This window comes from Aequorivita sp. KMM 9714 (assembly GCF_011065475.1).
GTDB classification, from domain to species: domain Bacteria; phylum Bacteroidota; class Bacteroidia; order Flavobacteriales; family Flavobacteriaceae; genus Aequorivita; species Aequorivita sinensis.
This window is the reverse complement of the sequence record NZ_JAAGRO010000001.1, coordinates 80,294-96,043: the sequence shown is the minus strand read 5'-3', so window position 1 is coordinate 96,043 and position 15,750 is coordinate 80,294. Positions and strand designations below refer to the sequence as shown.

Genomic DNA, 15,750 nt, shown 5'->3' with positions numbered 1-15,750 from the left:
TATAAGTATTAAGGAATTGATAAAATCAGCTGTAAAAACTTATTCAAAAATAAGGATGGAACTGCTATTTATTATCAATAATGTGCTATTAAAACATCACAAAATATATTCCAAATAAATATATGGACAGCCTTTTTACTTGGTTGTATAGGACTATCTTAAAGGTTTTGAAATATTATGTTTATGTCTAAAAGTAATGTACTTTTGCCGAACATCTCAAAGGGGTGCAGATTTTAGTTAAGAGTTATTAGAAATGAGCGGAGGTTGAAAAACTTTAAACTCAAAACTTTGAACTCTGAACTTGAAGAAGCTGAGATTATACCCAAAGAACCTGAGCAGGTAATGCTGCTAAGGGAAAATTATAAGGTACCCCTGTGATATTGCGCGACGCGATATTTTCAGGGATTTTTTATTTAAAACCATTTAATAAACCAAGAATAACGCCCCTTTTATTCGTAAACTTTAAACTATTACGAATGAAAAAGTTATTGATTTTTTCAGTATTTGCCTTTTTTAGCTTCATCACATTTGCCCAGGAACATATTGTTTCAGGAACTGTAACTAGTTCTGATGGGGAGCCCTTGGCTGGAGCTAATGTTATTTTGAAGAGTAACAGCGGAACAATTACCGATTTTGATGGAAACTATAGTGTGACCGTAAATCAAGGAGTTCAATCAATTGTTTTTAGTCACTTAGGCTATAATGCCGAAACTAGATCTATTGTTGTAAATGGTGATATGGAGTTGAATATTACTCTTTCAAAAACCACAGAAACGTTGGATGAGGTTTTAGTTCAAGCTATTCGCGTAGATGCCGATTCACCAATTACCCACTCAAATATTGGAAAAGAAGAACTGGAAAAAAGAAATCTAGGGCAAGACATCCCTTATATGTTAAGTTATATGCCGTCTGTAGTTACTACTAGTGATGCTGGAGCAGGAGTGGGATATACTTACATCCGTGTTCGTGGTAGTGATGCTTCTCGTGTAAATGTTACGCTGAACGGAATACCTTATAACGATTCTGAAAGCCAAGGTACTTTCTGGGTTAATTTACCAGATTTCACATCTTCAGTACAAAGCTTACAGCTTCAAAGAGGTGTTGGAACTTCTACAAACGGTTCTGGAGCTTTTGGTGCAAGTTTAAACTTGTTAAGCGATGCAGTATCAAATGATGCATATGGCGAAATCTCTAATTCTTTTGGAAGTTACAATACACATAAACACAACGTTAAATTTAGTACTGGATTACTTTCTAACCATTTTGAAGTATCGGGTAGATTGTCAACAATTAAATCTGATGGCTATATCGATAGAGCGAGCTCAGACTTAAAATCGTACTTTCTTCAGGCTGCATTTGTGGATGACAACACTTTAATTAAAGCCTTAACTTTTGGAGGGAAAAATATTACTTATCAGTCTTGGAATGGTCTAGAAGATCCTGAGAAACTTGAAAATGATAGAACCTTTAACTCTGCAGGTATGTATACCGATGAAAATGGAAACATACAGTTTTATGATAACGAAATAGACGATTACGCTCAAGATCATTATCAGTTATTATGGAATCAGCGCTATGATAGTAATTGGAGTACAAACTTATCTTTCAACTACACCAGAGGAAAAGGATATTTTGAACAATATAAAGAAGATCAAAAGTTTAAAACTTATGGATTTGAGCCTCTATATATAGGTGGTGACACAATTAATAGAACCGATGTAATCCGTCGTCGTTGGCTAGATAATCACTTTTATGCAGCTAATGCCACTGTTAACTACAAAAACAATAGTATAGATTTTACAGGAGGTGCATTTTACAGCTATTATACTGGAGATCATTACGGAGAAGTAATTTGGGCGAGATATGCTAGTGCTTCAGAAATAAGAGACCGTTATTACGATAGTAATGGGGAAAAGAGTGAGTTTACTATTTTCTCAAAAGCTACTTACAGATTAAACGATAGGTTAAGTGTATTTGGAGATTTACAAGGAAGATTTTTAAACTATAACACTACAGGTATTACTTCTGATTTGGTTTTAATGGAGATTGATGAAGATTACGCTTTTTTTAATCCAAAAGCTGGTTTGACTTATAAATTGAATCCATCAAATCAATTTTACTTCTCTTATGGTAAAGCGCATCGTGAACCTTCAAGAAATGATTACGAACAAGGAATTACTACTCCAGAAAAATTAGATGACTTTGAGTTAGGGTGGAGATTTGGTTCTGCGAAAACAAAAGTTAATACAAACATTTACTATATGCACTATAAAGACCAATTGGTGCTTTCTGGTGAATTAAATGATGTAGGAGCTGCTTTAAGAACAAGTAGTGGGAAAAGCTACCGTTTAGGCCTTGAAGTTGATGCAGAAATTCAACTTTTGAAAAACCTAAGAACTCTTCCTAATATCGCTTTAAGTACAAACAAAAATATAGACTTTGTTACATCTCGTGATGGGGAGCTTGTTAATCTTGGAAAAACAAATATTTCATTTTCTCCATCTGTAGTTGCTGGAAATATGCTTGAATATTCACCAACAAAAAACTTTCAAATAGGCTTGCTTTCAAAATTTGTAGGGGAGCAGTACATGGGAAATATTGATAGTGAAGCTTCAAAGTTGGATAGTTTCTTTATTAACGACCTTAATATTGTTTATATTTTAGATAACTTACCTTGGGTTAAAGAAATTGTTTTCTCTGGATTAGTGAATAATATTTTCAATGTAAAATATGTGTCTAACGGATACTTCTACACTTGGGATGATGATTTCAGTAATCCTGGAACGGTTACTACAATAGAAGGTGCGGGTTATTATCCGCAGGCAACTACAAACTTTCTTTTAGGAGCTACAATAAAGTTCTAAATAAAAACAAAGACTCCGCTAATTTTAGCGGAGTCTTTGTTTTGTAAATTATCGTAAGAGAGTCTTGAGTTAACTTAAAGTGTTAGTTATTTATAATAACATTATTTCCACTTCTTTCAGCTCTATATTGTTGCATAGGATATTTTAAATCAGGTTCTGAAATATGTCTCCCTGATGTAATATAGTATGAGTTTTCATCGTTAGGACAAGGACAAGATGCTGTAATACCATCTATATCCATACGCGAACAGTTGCTAGGAGCGTGATTTGGATCGGTAAGGTCGAAAGCCAAATACATTTGTTCGCTAACACAATACACAACGATTCCCTTTATTCCTTGGTTAACAATTACATAATTGCCAGGAAAACGCAAAGGGTTGTATTCTGGGAGGTTTAAGTTTAGATTTAAGCTTACTAAGGGATCGGTTAAGTAAGGATTGCGTTCACGTTTATCGTCGCTTTTTGAACAAGAAGCAATTACTATCGTGATTATCAGTAAATAAAGTGTTTTTTTCATTAAAATGAATTAAATTTAAAGTTCGAAATTACAACAATTTACATAAGATGTAAATTTTTAGTATATTTGTTTGATATAATCCCATCATCGCATGGGATTTTTTCAGTTTATTAAAGTTAGTCCCGCACGTGTCGGGATTTTATTATATATATAGAATATGTATGTTTTACATACACAAACGATGAAGTTATGAGTAAAGTATCTTATTACACAGCCGAAGGGTTAAAAAAATTAAGAGATGAAATAGATCACTTACGTGATGTAGAGCGTCCGAAAGCTTCTAATGCTATTGCTGAAGCCCGTGATAAAGGTGATTTAAGTGAGAATGCCGAATATGATGCTGCCAAAGAGGCACAAGCTATGTTGGAGATGAAAATCTCTAAACTTGAAGCTGTGCTTGCTAACGCCCGTTTGATAGATGAATCTCAATTAGATACTAGTAAAATACTGGTTCACTCTACTGTTAAGATAAAAAACCAAACCAATGGTATGGAAATGACCTATAAATTGGTAGCTCAGAGTGAAGCAGATTTAAAAGCTGGAAAAATTTCAGTAGATTCACCTATCGGAAAAGGTCTTTTAGGTAAGAAACAAGGTGAAGTGGCTGAAATTCAGGTTCCTAACGGAATACTTAAATTTGATATATTAGAAATCTCAAGAGATTAAATATGGCGTCAATTTTCACAAAAATCATTGAAGGAGAAATCCCCGCTTATAAAGTAGCAGAGGACGATAAGTTTATTGCTTTTTTGGATATAAACCCCAACTCTAAAGGACATACCCTTTGTGTGCCAAAAGAAGAAATTGACAAGATATTCGATATGGGAGAACATATGTATCTACAATTGATGCAATTTTCCCGTAAAGTTGCTCATGCTATAGAAAAATCTGTTCCTTGTAAACGTGTGGGCATGGCAGTAGTTGGCCTTGAAGTACCACATGTTCACGTGCATCTTATTCCATTAAATGAAATGGATGATATGCGTTTCACCAAAAAAATAGATATGAAGGATGAGGAGTTTAAAGCATTAGCAGCTAAAATCGCTGAAAATTTAAATTCATAAAGCGTTCATCAAAAAGTAAATACTCAAGGCAATTAATATAATTGCTGCAATTAGTACAATATAGAATAGCGGTTTTACCTGTAAATTATGTTTATTGGTTTCCGCTATTTTTTTGTTGTATTCATAAACCCGTTCAATGTCTTCAGTCCAATTTACTGGATAAATTATAGTAGTACAAGTATGGCAATAGAGCTTTTCCTCCATTTGTTTTACAGGCTTTTTATAAAACGGAGTTTCTATTTCATCTTGAAAAAATGTAAATTCAAGACCGTCTGTCCCAAAACAGTTTGGGCAGTTATTTTTAGAACGTGCAGTATGCAACGTATGAGTTTTTGTCGACATTTTTAAACGTTAGTTTTAAGAGCGATTTCCATAGTAGTTCCTTCGTTAGGAACACTTTTCAACACACGAATTTTCCCCTTGTGATATTCCTCAATTATACGTTTTGCAAGTGATAATCCCAAGCCCCAACCGCGTTTTTTTGTGGTATGTCCAGGTGTGAATATTCTTCTAAACTCACTTTTGGTAAGTCCTTTTCCTGTATCAGAAATATGTACATAAGCAAATCTTGAATTTTGCACTATAGAAATACTTATCTTTCCTTTTCCACGCATTGCATCAATCCCATTTTTAACTAAATTTTCAATCGTCCAACTGTATAGCTGTGGATTCATTTGAACGTATATTGGATTTTCAGGAATATCAAGTTGAAATTCTATGAGCTTTGAAGAACGCTTTTGTAAATATTCAAATGTTGTTTTTGTTTCTTCAACTAAATCGTGTTTTTCCAACTTTGGAACAGAACCAATTTTTGAAAATCTATCTGTAATCTTTTCAAGCCTTAAAACATCTTTTTCCATTTCAGTAATATATTCAGGATTTACATTTTCAGTTTTTAGAATTTCAGTCCAACCTACCAAAGATGAAAGTGGAGTGCCTATTTGATGCGCTGTTTCCTTTGCCATTCCAGCCCAAAGTCTATTTTGTTCGGCAGATTTGGATGTTTTGTAGAATAGGTAAATAGCTAAAATGAAAAGAAAAATAATTAAAATCAAAAAAGCTGGATAATACTTCAGCTTGTTAATAACTGGTGAGTTACCGTAATAGATTGTGGCAAGTAGATTGTTTTCATTTCGAATTTCTATTGGAGTGTATTCCGAAGAAAATTGCTTGATTAACTTTTCTTTTTTCTCTCGCGTATTTATATCGTTTGGATCAATATTTCTATCGGTATATATATCTTCTTTATGCGTATATAATATCATTGGAGTAGTAACATTTCCTTGAATAACCGTAAGGATTACATCTCCAACTGGAGCATCGAGACTGTTGTTTTGCAGAAAATCATTGTATGCAGCAGCCCATATTTCCATTTTAGCTCGCTCATTTTCTTTAAGTTGATTAAAGAAAATATAGGTGTTCCATAAAATAAGCCCCACTATAAAAACTGAAGCGATAATAAAAGCCCAACGTGAAAACGTTTTTTTCTGAAGCATAAAGAAAATTTTACCTGAATAAATATAAAGCAAATATGTTGATATTATTGTACAATCAAGTTTTTACAAGCTATAATCTTTGATACCTTTGCATTCTATGATTTCTATAGAACCACACGAATTATCAACAGCAAAATTACACGGTTACCTATTAGGGGCTGTGTCTCCAAGGCCAATATGCTTTGCGAGTACAATCGATAGCGAGGGAAATGTAAATCTTTCGCCATTTAGTTTTTTTAATGTTTTTAGTGCCAAACCCCCTATCTTAGTGTTTTCACCGGCAAGAAGAGGGCGTGATAACACCACAAAACACACTTACGAAAATGTTTTAGAAGTACCAGAAGTGGTCATAAACATTGTAAGTTATGATATGGTGCAACAAGTGTCACTTTCTTCTACGGAGTACGACAAAGGTGTTAACGAATTTATCAAAGCCGGATTTACCGAAGAGGCTTCAGATTTAATTACACCTCCTCGTGTTGCTGAAGCACCAGTGCAATTAGAGTGTAAAGTAAACGAAGTAATTTCACTCGGTAAAGAAGGTGGAGCTGGTAACTTGGTTATATGTGAAGTTGTAAAACTTCATATTAAAGAAAACATTCTTGATGACGACGGTGCTATCGATCCATTTAAGATAGATACAGTTTCTCGACTTGGAGGAAATTGGTACAGTCGCGCAAAAAACGGACTCTTTGAAGTGCCAAAACCGTTGAGAACCCTAGGAATAGGGGTGGATAAGCTTCCTGAAGCTGTTAGAAACAGCAAGGTATTGACTGGTAATGACTTAGGGGTGCTGGGTAACGTTGAAAGTTTTCCAAATACAGAAGAAATACGTACTTTTATAGATTCTTCAACAGAATTAAAAGATTTAATATCTTCAAACAATATTGAGGCAATTCATAAAAGAGCTCACGAGTTCCTAAGTGAAGGGAATGTTAGCGAAGCTTGGAAAATTTTGCTAGGAAATCAGGCATAAAAATTGCCTTTTTGTAAAGAAGAAAAGCATTAGAAATAAAAAATACCAATAACACAGTAACATAATTACGGATGGAATTACAAGGAAAGATAAAATTAATAGACGAAACAAAAACCTTTGGAAGCAATGGGTTTAGAAAGCGTGAAATGGTGATTACAACTGAGGAGCAGTATCCACAGACTATAATGATAGAGTTTGTTCAAGACAAAACTGATTTGCTAAATGCATACAAAGTTGGACAAGATGTTAAAGTTAGTATCAATATACGTGGTCGTGAATGGGTAAACCCTCAAGGGGAAACTAAGTACTTTAATAGTATTCAAGGCTGGAGAATTGAGAATTTATCGCAAGCTGCACCTGATACTTCAGGAATGCCTCCAATGCCACCTGCAGATGCTTTTGAGCCTGCAAACGACTTTAAAGAAGAAGATCACGACGATCTTCCTTTTTAAAAATACTTATTTAAAAAATAGTATTAAACATATAAACCTCGATGCGTATTAAACGTTTCGAGGTTTTTTGTGAAACATATTTAGCAATTTTGAACAATGCATTTCTTAACTGAAAAACTTTGGTTTCCAAATATAGAAGAAGCAACGTTAGATGGGCTTCTCGCTATTGGTGGTGATCTTTCTATCGAACGATTATTACTAGCATATAATTCTGGTATTTTCCCTTGGTATGAAGATGGACAACCAGTGCTTTGGTGGAGTCCAAATCCAAGAATGGTTCTAATGCCAAATAAGTTTAAAGTTTCTAAAAGCCTGAGAAAAACCATTAGAGACAAAAAATTTACAATTACTTTCAATGAAGATTTTAAATCTGTTATCTCATACTGCGCCTCTGTTCCACGAAAGGGTCAAAATGGTACTTGGATAACTAAAGAGATGCAACAAGCATATATAGCGTTGCACAATGCGGGTCACGCTGTTTCTGTTGAGGTTTGGGAAGGCGATAAGCTAGTGGGTGGCCTATACGGAATAGACCTTCCAAATAAGAAAGTATTTTGTGGTGAAAGTATGTTTAGCCTAGTAAGTGATGCTTCAAAAGTTGCTTTTTATCACCTTTCTGAGTTTGTAAAAGCAAAAGATTATAAATTAATCGACTGTCAGATCTATAATGAACATTTAGAAAGTTTAGGCGCAGAAGAGATAGAAAGAGACGATTTTCTAAAAATACTAAAATCTAAATAGAGTTATTTGTGTTAAATTGAACAAAATTGTCGTTTAATCGCTTTATTTTCAGTTTTTTTGTGGAAGGATGATCCATACTATTAAGTTTTAGTATAAAGATTGTTTGAAAGTAATGTTATCCCTCACATCTCCAATGACTTTAAAACAAACATTTTTTACTGTTCTTTTGATTGCCTGTGTCTCAACCATTTCTTATTCTCAAGCTAACACTAAAGTTATGGATGTAAATAAGGATATTGATGTAGTACGAGTTTATGAGCAGGTAGTGCGCGAAGGGTACGGAACACCGTTTATATATAAACACTTAGCAATAGCTTATTATTATAATAGCGAATATTCTAAAGCAATTACTTGGTTCCAAAAGCTTTTTTCTGTTGAGAAAAATACAGATCCTGAATTAGATTCACATTATCGTCAAGCTCTGAAAGCAGTTGCTGCAGCAGATTTATTGAAGTCTAAGAAGAATATTTATTAGAAAAATCAAACTTGTTGATAACGGAAACAATCAGCTATATGATCGTTTACCATCCCTACCGCTTGCATATATGCATAAACAACAGTACTCCCCATAAATTTAAAACCTCTTTTTTTTAAATCCTTACTTATAGCATCACTTATGGGAGTGGTTGCAGGAACATCTTTGTGGTTTTTCCAAATGTTTTTAATAGGTGTATTGTCAATAAACTTCCAAATATAATTGCTGAAGCTTCCAAATTCATTTTGAATTTTCATAAAAGCCTTGGTGTTGGATACAGCAGAATTTACCTTTAATTTATTTCGGATAATCCCACTGTTTTGAAGTAATTCATCAATTTTATTCTGATCGTATTTGGCTATTTTCTTGTAATCGAAATTATCAAAAGCCATCCTGAAGTTTTCTCTTTTTTGAAGAATAGTAATCCAACTTAATCCCGCTTGAAAGCTTTCTAGGATAAGAAATTCAAACAGTATTTTGTCATCCTTAACTGGCACTCCCCATTCTTCGTCGTGATATTTTATATACAAAGGATCGGTGCCGCACCAAGCACAGCGTATTTTATTATTATCCATAAGTTGATTCTTTAGATGGAAACTACCCACTACAACTTCGTTAAGTGGACAAATTATTGTTGCCCTGGGAAATTGAAAGTTATTGTACCCAATTGTTTTTCTTTTGAAGCGTCGGTTGTAAAACGAGCTTGCTTTGAATAATCAAGAGCGGCATCTATCAAACATTGATTGGAAGTTGTTGATGCTGATTTGTTGTAGGAGTTTTTTACAACTTTCCCGAGATTATTTACCTCAATATTTATCACCACCTTTCCATAGCCATAACAAGTATAAACAGGATTAGGTAAATCTATATCCTGGCGGTTTACTAATCGATAACTAATAGTTGTGTTTCTATTGCCACCTTTTACAACAGCCTCACCTTTATCATTACTGTCGGTATTTGAAAACTTTGTTTTTTTCTCTCTTTCAGGTTTAGAAACTTTAGTTGAGATGTTCCCGTTCAAGCTGTTTTTAGAATTCTCCAAGGCTTCTTGCATTTCCTGAAGCTTGCCTTCGGTTGTTTCAGTTAATTCTCGATCTTCACTTTCAAAAGGGGATTTATATTTTTCTGCTTCATTAAAAGCTTTGTTTGTTTCAATTCTACTAACTTCTGGAGTTAGCTGCGCGATTTCCTCTTCTTTCTCTTCAGGCAATACCTCTTCTGCCATTTCAACCTCATAGGTATCATAGTTGAGTTCTTCCTTCTGCTTTGAAAGTTTTATGCTAAATAGAAATAGCACTAGACTTCCTGTAAGAAGTGAAGTTATTAAAAAAGCTTTATATGAATAATTAAAATTCATTTATGCAAGTACTGAAATTTTATACAAAATTCCACAAAACACTTGAAAATTAGGGCTCTATTAGAGATATTTTAACTAGGAAGCGAAGATTCGAAGTCTGAGATGCTTATAGCATTCGCTACAGAAAAATCACCAATCTTTGTTCTGCGCAATGCAGATAGATGAGCACCATTGTTAAGAGCCTTGCCAAAATCGTTAGCTAGAGAACGGATGTAAGTGCCTTTACTGCAAACCACTCTAAAGTCTACATTTGGAAGGTCTATTCTTGTTATTTCAAACTCTGAAATAGTTATTTTTCTAAAAGGAATTTCAACTTCTTCGCCATTTCTAGCAAATTCATAAAGGCGTTTCCCGTCTTTTTTCAACGCTGAAAATACTGGGGGTTGCTGCTGAATTTCACCTATAAATTCCTTAGTTGCCTCGTGTATTTGTTCTGAAGTGATTTCGGAAATATCGAAATTCTGGTCTATTTCAGTTTCTAGGTCGTAGCTGGGTGTAGTAGCTCCAAGAGTGAAAGTCCCTGTGTACTCTTTTTCCTGAGCTTGAAAAGTATCGATTTTCTTTGTAAACTTTCCCGAACAAATTATTAAAAGACCAGTTGCTAATGGGTCTAAAGTGCCGGCGTGACCGACTTTAATTTTCTTAAATCCGAAAGATTTTTTAATTAACCAACGCACCTTGTTTACCGCTTGAAATGATGTCCATTCCAATGGTTTGTCGATTAATATTACTTGGCCTTCTTTGTAGTCTTCTCCTGTCATTTATATGTATAAGCTGGTTACTATTGCAATAATACCAACTATCACACAGTAGATTGAAAAATAACGTAGTTTACTCTTTTTAACTAAGGAAATCATCCAAGTACAAGCTATAAGTCCGCAGATAAACGCTGCAATAAATCCGACGCTTAAAGTTCCAAAATTAGTGCTTTGCGTTGTAATATCACCGCTTAGTAGATCCTTTGCAATTTTTCCAAAAATTAATGGGACAACCATTAAAAATGAAAACCTAGCAGCTTTAGACTTGTCGTTTCCTAATAAAACTGAGGTTGAAATTGTAGCCCCACTACGAGATATACCGGGTAGCATAGCAATTGCTTGAGCAACCCCAATAATAATTGAGTCTTTGAATGTTACAGGTTTTCCAGTGTTTTTTGCAAGATCGGCAAACCATAAAAGTACTGCTGTAACAATTAGCATAGCCCCTACAAAAGCAATACTTCCGCCAAAAAATGACTCTAATTCTTTTTCAAAAAGCAAGCCGATTACAACAGCTGGAATCATTGAAAGAACAATTTTTGTTATGAATTGAGTTTCTTCGTTCCATTGAAATTTAAATAGCCCTGAAACAATTTCAATGATATCTTTTCTAAACACTACAATGGTACTTAAAGCCGTAGCGAAGTGAAGAATTACAGTAAAAAGTAAACTTTCTTCTGGGACTGATGTATCTCCTAATATTGCTTTTCCTAATTCAAGATGACCACTTGAAGAAACAGGTAAAAATTCAGTAAATCCTTGGATAGCTCCAAGAATAATTGCGTCTAGATAATCCACTAATTCTGTTCTTTGTTATCAGGTTTTAATAATATGGCGTAAACTTCTATTGCAAATCCTATTAGGACTAACGCAGGAGCTAAACGGATTCTTCTCCAATTATAAATTTCGGGATTAAAAACATTTGGGTCATCACTTCCACCGCCAGTCATTAAAATAAATCCCAATGCGATAAATGCAATGCCAATAAGCATAAACTTGTAGTTTTTACGTTCAAACACAAAGTCTGGCTTAAACCCTTCTTTATTTTTTTTCTCTCCCATTTTTAATATTTTTTATTTTCCACTCACCACTAATAATACAAATCGTCAGTTCTTAGGTTTAAGAATCGTTGCGTAGCAATAAAAGTACTTATCCAGGTAATTAAAACCCCCATCAAAAAGATGAAGATAAATAAACCTGCAAGCATAATTTTATCGCCTAACAATTGAAGTTGTGGGAAGCTTTCGTTTAAGTAATACAGCACCAACCCCATTCCAATCATAGCTACAATAGCACCAATAACTCCTAGACGTACACTTTTCCATACAAATGGCTTGCGAATAAACTTTTTGGTAGCACCTACCATCTGCATTGTTTTAATTGTAAATCTCTTTGCGTAAATACTAAGGCGAATACTGCTATTTATTAGTAAAACAGCTATAAATGTAAAAATTCCGCTAATCACTAAAATCCAAAAGCTGATGCGTTTAACGTTGTCGGTAAGTTGTGCAATTAAAGGTTTGTCATATATAACATCGTCTACAAAACCTTTTTCTTTCAGCTCTGTAGTGATTTCTTCCATTTTTTGTGGCGTTACGTAATCGGCTAAAATGTATACGTCAATACTATTTTGAAGTGGGTTTTCGCCCAAATATTCTATAAAATTCTCTCCTAAAGTCTCTTGGTGTTCCTTGGCAGCGTCTTCTTTTGAAACAAATTCAGCGCTTTTGGTGTACTCTGCTAAAGCCAAACTTTGTTTGAGTTGTGTGATTTCAACTTCTTTGGCGCTGTCTTTAAGGAAAACAGTAATTGCAATTTGTTCTTTAAAGTAGTCTGCTACTTTTTTAGAATTTAAAACTAACAATCCCAGTAATCCCAATAGAAATAGCACTAGTGATATACTGATTACTACTGAAAAGTAGGAAGAAATCAATCTGCGTTTTTGATATTTTTCAAAAGAAGCACTCATAGGGTTTGTAGAATTTTGCCGTAAAAATACAAGTAATTTTGCATCTTGCACTAAACAACGTTTAAAGTTTTGACTTTCGTACAATAGCAGTAAATTTGTGCCCAATCTCCTGAACATAAACAAGGGGCTGTTTTTTTACTTGAAACTAATAGAATGAGCAAATATCACTTCAACGAAATAGAAGCAAAGTGGCAAGAATATTGGGCCAAAAACCAAACTTTTAAAGCTGAAAATAGCAGTGGAAAGCCAAAATACTACGTTTTGGATATGTTTCCTTATCCTTCTGGAGCAGGACTTCACGTAGGACATCCACTTGGTTATATTGCTAGTGATGTTTACTCAAGATTTAAGCGTCATCAGGGTTTTAATGTTTTGCACCCGATGGGTTATGATTCTTTCGGACTTCCGGCAGAACAGTATGCAATTCAAACAGGACAACATCCAGCGGAAACCACAAAAGTGAATATTGAAGGTGGAGTTGATAAAAATGGAAATGAAATTGAAGGCTATCGCAAACAATTAGATAGAATTGGCTTTTCATTCGATTGGAGTCGTGAAGTTCGTACTTCAAACCCTGAATATTACAAATGGACCCAATGGATTTTCTTACAACTTTTTGAAAGTTGGTATGATAACGATGTGGACAAAGCACGTTCTATCGAAGAATTACAAGATATTTTTTCTGCTGAAGGAAACAAGAATGTAAATGCAGTTTGTGATGAAGATGTCGAGGTTTTCACTTCAGAACAATGGAAAGAGTTTTCTGAAACTAAGAAACAAGAAATCCTTTTAAAATACAGGCTTACATATTTAGCTGAAACAGAGGTAAATTGGTGCCCTGAGCTAGGGACCGTTTTGGCGAATGACGAAATTGTAAATGGTGTTTCTGAACGCGGAGGTTATCCAGTAGTCCGAAAAAAGATGAAGCAGTGGAGTATGCGAATTACTGCATATGCACAACGCTTATTAGACGGTCTTAAGGATATCGATTGGCCACAGCCTTTAAAAGATTCTCAAACTAATTGGATTGGAAGAAGCAAAGGAGCTTCTGTTAAGTTCAAAGTTATGAGTTCAGGGTCAGGAGAAAACTCACCATTTGAAATTCCAGTGTTCACAACCCGTCCAGACACAATTTACGGCGTGAGCTTTATGGTTTTGGCACCTGAGCACGAATTAGTTTCAAAAATTACGACTGCTGAACAAAAAGAAGCAGTTGAAAATTACATAGCTGTTACAGCAAAACGCAGTGAGCGCGAGCGTATGGCAGATGTAAAAACCATAACAGGAGTTTTTACAGGAGCTTATGCAGAACATCCATTCTCAGGGGAGGCAATTCCTATTTGGATTGGGGATTATGTATTGGCTGGATATGGAACTGGTGCTGTAATGAGCGTTCCTTGTGGAGACCAACGTGATTATGATTTCGCAAAACACTTCAACTTACCAATTCCAAATATTTTTAAAGGAGTAGATATTTCAGAGGAAGCGTATTCCGATAAAGAAAATACAGTTATCACAAATAGTGATTTCTTAAACGACTTAAATTATAAGCAGGCAACAGAAAAAATCATCGCTGCTTTAGAAGAAAAAGGAGTAGGTGAAGGTAAAATAAACTACCGTTTACGCGATGCAGTTTTTAGCCGACAAAGATATTGGGGAGAGCCATTTCCAATTTTCTACAAAGATGGAATGCCACAAGCAGTACCAACTGAATGTTTACCGCTGCACCTTCCTGAAGTGGAAAAATACTTGCCAACCGAAGAAGGCGAGCCGCCATTAGGCCGTGCAGAGAATTGGGCTTGGGATACAGAAAACGCTACTGTGGTTAGTAATAAACTTGTAGATAATAAAACTATTTTCCCTCTTGAGTTGAATACTATGCCTGGGTGGGCCGGGAGTAGCTGGTACTTCTTCCGTTATATGGAAGATGCCAAACGCAATGAAGTTTTCGCTTCTAAAGAAGCTATGGACTACTGGCAAAATGTAGATTTGTATATAGGTGGTAGCGAACATGCAACAGGACATTTATTATACAGCCGCTTTTGGGTGAAGTTTATGAGTGATCGCGGATTGGTACCTGTAGAAGAACCATTTAAAAAGCTTATCAACCAAGGAATGATTTTGGGTGAAAGTGCGTTTGTTCATAGAATTGAAGGGGAAAACAAATTTGTTACTGCTTCTTTGGCAAAGGATTATGTAACACAGCCAATTCACGCAGATGTTTCACTAGTAAACATTCAAAACGAACTGAATATCTCTGCTTTTAAAAATTGGCGTGAAGAGTTCAAAAATGCAGAATTTATCACTGAAGAAGATGGAACTTTCAAAGTTTCTCGCGAGGTAGAGAAAATGTCTAAGTCTAAATACAATGTAGTTAATCCCGATGATATTTGCGAGCAGTACGGAGCTGATACATTAAGGATGTACGAAATGTTTCTTGGACCTCTAGAACAAGCAAAACCTTGGAATACTGCAGGAATTACAGGAGTACATGGTTTCCTTAAAAAATTGTGGAAGCTGTATCACTCTGGTGCAGATGAAAGCTTTAATGTTTCTGAAGATGCGGCATCAAAAGACAGTATGAAAACCCTGCATAAAACAATAAAGAAAGTAGAAGAAGACATTGAAAACTTTAGTTTTAATACTTCTGTTTCATCTTTTATGATTGCAGTGAATGAGCTTTCAGCACAAAAATGTAATTCAAGAGAAGTATTAGAGCCTTTAGCTATTCTAATTTCACCTTATGCACCTCATATTGCAGAAGAGCTTTGGAATAAATTAGGTCATTCTGAAAGTATTGCTACAGTATCTTACCCAAAGTTTGATGAAAAACATTTGGTTGAAAGCAGTAAAGAGTATCCTATATCATTCAATGGGAAAATGCGCTTTACTTTAGAGCTTTCTTTAGATTTAACGAAAGACGAAATAGAATCTGCCGTAATGTCACACGAGAAAACAGCTCAATATTTAGAGGGTCGTACGCCTAAAAAGGTGATAATTGTGCCTGGAAAAATTGTAAATATTGTAGGATAAATTTTTGCACGTTTTTTGATATATTGTTTTTGAAAACTTTGTGTCTTG

The 15,750-nt window shown here is 34.8% G+C and carries 17 protein-coding genes; 8 read left to right on the top strand and 9 right to left on the bottom strand.

Annotated features, from left to right (window positions below):
* Positions 1 to 476 precede the first annotated feature (476 nt).
* Complete coding sequence (locus tag G3A46_RS00450) at positions 477 to 2,864, top strand: TonB-dependent receptor (RefSeq protein ID WP_165144692.1); 2,388 nt, start codon at positions 477 to 479, stop codon at positions 2,862 to 2,864.
* Between the two features lie 82 nt (positions 2,865 to 2,946).
* Here G3A46_RS00450 and G3A46_RS00445 read toward each other — a convergent pair whose 3' ends face one another.
* Entirely contained in the window at positions 2,947 to 3,381 is a 435-nt protein-coding gene (locus G3A46_RS00445; RefSeq protein ID WP_139853915.1) for a hypothetical protein, read from the bottom strand.
* A gap of 189 nt (positions 3,382 to 3,570) precedes the next feature.
* On the opposite strand from G3A46_RS00445, the gene greA reads away from it, so the two are divergent.
* Positions 3,571 to 4,047: a transcription elongation factor GreA gene (gene greA / locus G3A46_RS00440; protein WP_165144689.1), complete on the top strand. Its 477-nt coding sequence runs from the start codon at positions 3,571 to 3,573 to the stop codon at positions 4,045 to 4,047.
* A 2-nt stretch (positions 4,048 to 4,049) separates the two neighbouring features.
* Positions 4,050 to 4,445, top strand: a complete 396-nt coding sequence (locus G3A46_RS00435) for an HIT family protein (protein ID WP_165144686.1) — start codon at positions 4,050 to 4,052, stop codon at positions 4,443 to 4,445.
* On the opposite strand, the gene G3A46_RS00430 is transcribed toward G3A46_RS00435, so the two are convergent.
* Both G3A46_RS00430 and G3A46_RS00425 read right to left on the bottom strand, forming a co-directional pair.
* The gene (locus G3A46_RS00430; protein WP_165144683.1) at positions 4,440 to 4,787 is read right to left on the bottom strand and encodes a hypothetical protein; all 348 of its coding nucleotides are present in this window, start codon (positions 4,785 to 4,787) and stop codon (positions 4,440 to 4,442) included. The two genes, G3A46_RS00435 and G3A46_RS00430, sit on opposite strands and share 6 nt — an antisense overlap.
* Positions 4,788 to 4,789: 2 nt before the next feature.
* On the bottom strand, positions 4,790 to 5,941 hold the full coding sequence (locus G3A46_RS00425; protein ID WP_165144680.1) for a HAMP domain-containing sensor histidine kinase: 1,152 nt from the start codon (positions 5,939 to 5,941) through the stop codon (positions 4,790 to 4,792).
* 97 nt (positions 5,942 to 6,038) lie between these two features.
* Here G3A46_RS00425 and G3A46_RS00420 point away from each other — a divergent pair, with 97 nt between their 5' ends.
* From G3A46_RS00420 to G3A46_RS00405, 4 genes are all read left to right on the top strand, one after another.
* A complete protein-coding gene (locus tag G3A46_RS00420; RefSeq protein ID WP_165144677.1) occupies positions 6,039 to 6,917 on the top strand; it encodes a flavin reductase family protein in 879 nt (292 codons plus the stop codon).
* Positions 6,918 to 6,988: 71 nt separating this feature from the next.
* Positions 6,989 to 7,369, top strand: coding sequence for a DUF3127 domain-containing protein (locus G3A46_RS00415; protein ID WP_165144674.1), 381 nt, complete (start codon positions 6,989 to 6,991; stop codon positions 7,367 to 7,369).
* 96 nt (positions 7,370 to 7,465) lie between these two features.
* Positions 7,466 to 8,110 (top strand): leucyl/phenylalanyl-tRNA--protein transferase, encoded by a 645-nt coding sequence (aat, locus tag G3A46_RS00410; RefSeq protein ID WP_165144671.1) that lies wholly within the window; start codon positions 7,466 to 7,468, stop codon positions 8,108 to 8,110.
* Positions 8,111 to 8,327: 217 nt separating this feature from the next.
* Positions 8,328 to 8,585 carry a hypothetical protein gene (locus tag G3A46_RS00405; RefSeq protein WP_165144668.1) on the top strand — a complete coding sequence of 86 codons (258 nt, stop codon included), beginning with the start codon at positions 8,328 to 8,330 and terminating at the stop codon, positions 8,583 to 8,585.
* A 5-nt stretch (positions 8,586 to 8,590) separates the two neighbouring features.
* On the opposite strand, the gene G3A46_RS00400 is transcribed toward G3A46_RS00405, so the two are convergent.
* From G3A46_RS00400 to G3A46_RS00375, 6 genes are all read right to left on the bottom strand, one after another.
* Positions 8,591 to 9,160 (bottom strand): DNA-3-methyladenine glycosylase I, encoded by a 570-nt coding sequence (locus G3A46_RS00400; RefSeq protein ID WP_165144665.1) that lies wholly within the window; start codon positions 9,158 to 9,160, stop codon positions 8,591 to 8,593.
* Positions 9,161 to 9,213: 53 nt separating this feature from the next.
* Positions 9,214 to 9,942 (bottom strand): hypothetical protein, encoded by a 729-nt coding sequence (locus G3A46_RS00395; protein WP_165144661.1) that lies wholly within the window; start codon positions 9,940 to 9,942, stop codon positions 9,214 to 9,216.
* 71 nt (positions 9,943 to 10,013) lie between these two features.
* On the bottom strand, positions 10,014 to 10,703 hold the full coding sequence (gene truB / locus G3A46_RS00390) for a tRNA pseudouridine(55) synthase TruB (protein ID WP_165144658.1): 690 nt from the start codon (positions 10,701 to 10,703) through the stop codon (positions 10,014 to 10,016).
* The gene (locus tag G3A46_RS00385; protein WP_165144655.1) at positions 10,704 to 11,498 is read right to left on the bottom strand and encodes an undecaprenyl-diphosphate phosphatase; all 795 of its coding nucleotides are present in this window, start codon (positions 11,496 to 11,498) and stop codon (positions 10,704 to 10,706) included.
* Positions 11,498 to 11,761 carry a DUF3098 domain-containing protein gene (locus G3A46_RS00380; RefSeq protein ID WP_139853902.1) on the bottom strand — a complete coding sequence of 88 codons (264 nt, stop codon included), beginning with the start codon at positions 11,759 to 11,761 and terminating at the stop codon, positions 11,498 to 11,500. Before G3A46_RS00380 ends, G3A46_RS00385 begins: the two co-directional genes overlap by 1 nt.
* Positions 11,762 to 11,790: 29 nt before the next feature.
* Positions 11,791 to 12,669 (bottom strand): permease-like cell division protein FtsX, encoded by an 879-nt coding sequence (locus G3A46_RS00375; protein WP_139854408.1) that lies wholly within the window; start codon positions 12,667 to 12,669, stop codon positions 11,791 to 11,793.
* Positions 12,670 to 12,822: 153 nt separating this feature from the next.
* On the opposite strand from G3A46_RS00375, the gene leuS reads away from it, so the two are divergent.
* Positions 12,823 to 15,702 carry a leucine--tRNA ligase gene (gene leuS / locus G3A46_RS00370; protein ID WP_165144652.1) on the top strand — a complete coding sequence of 960 codons (2,880 nt, stop codon included), beginning with the start codon at positions 12,823 to 12,825 and terminating at the stop codon, positions 15,700 to 15,702.
* The last annotated feature ends 48 nt before the right edge of the window (positions 15,703 to 15,750 follow it).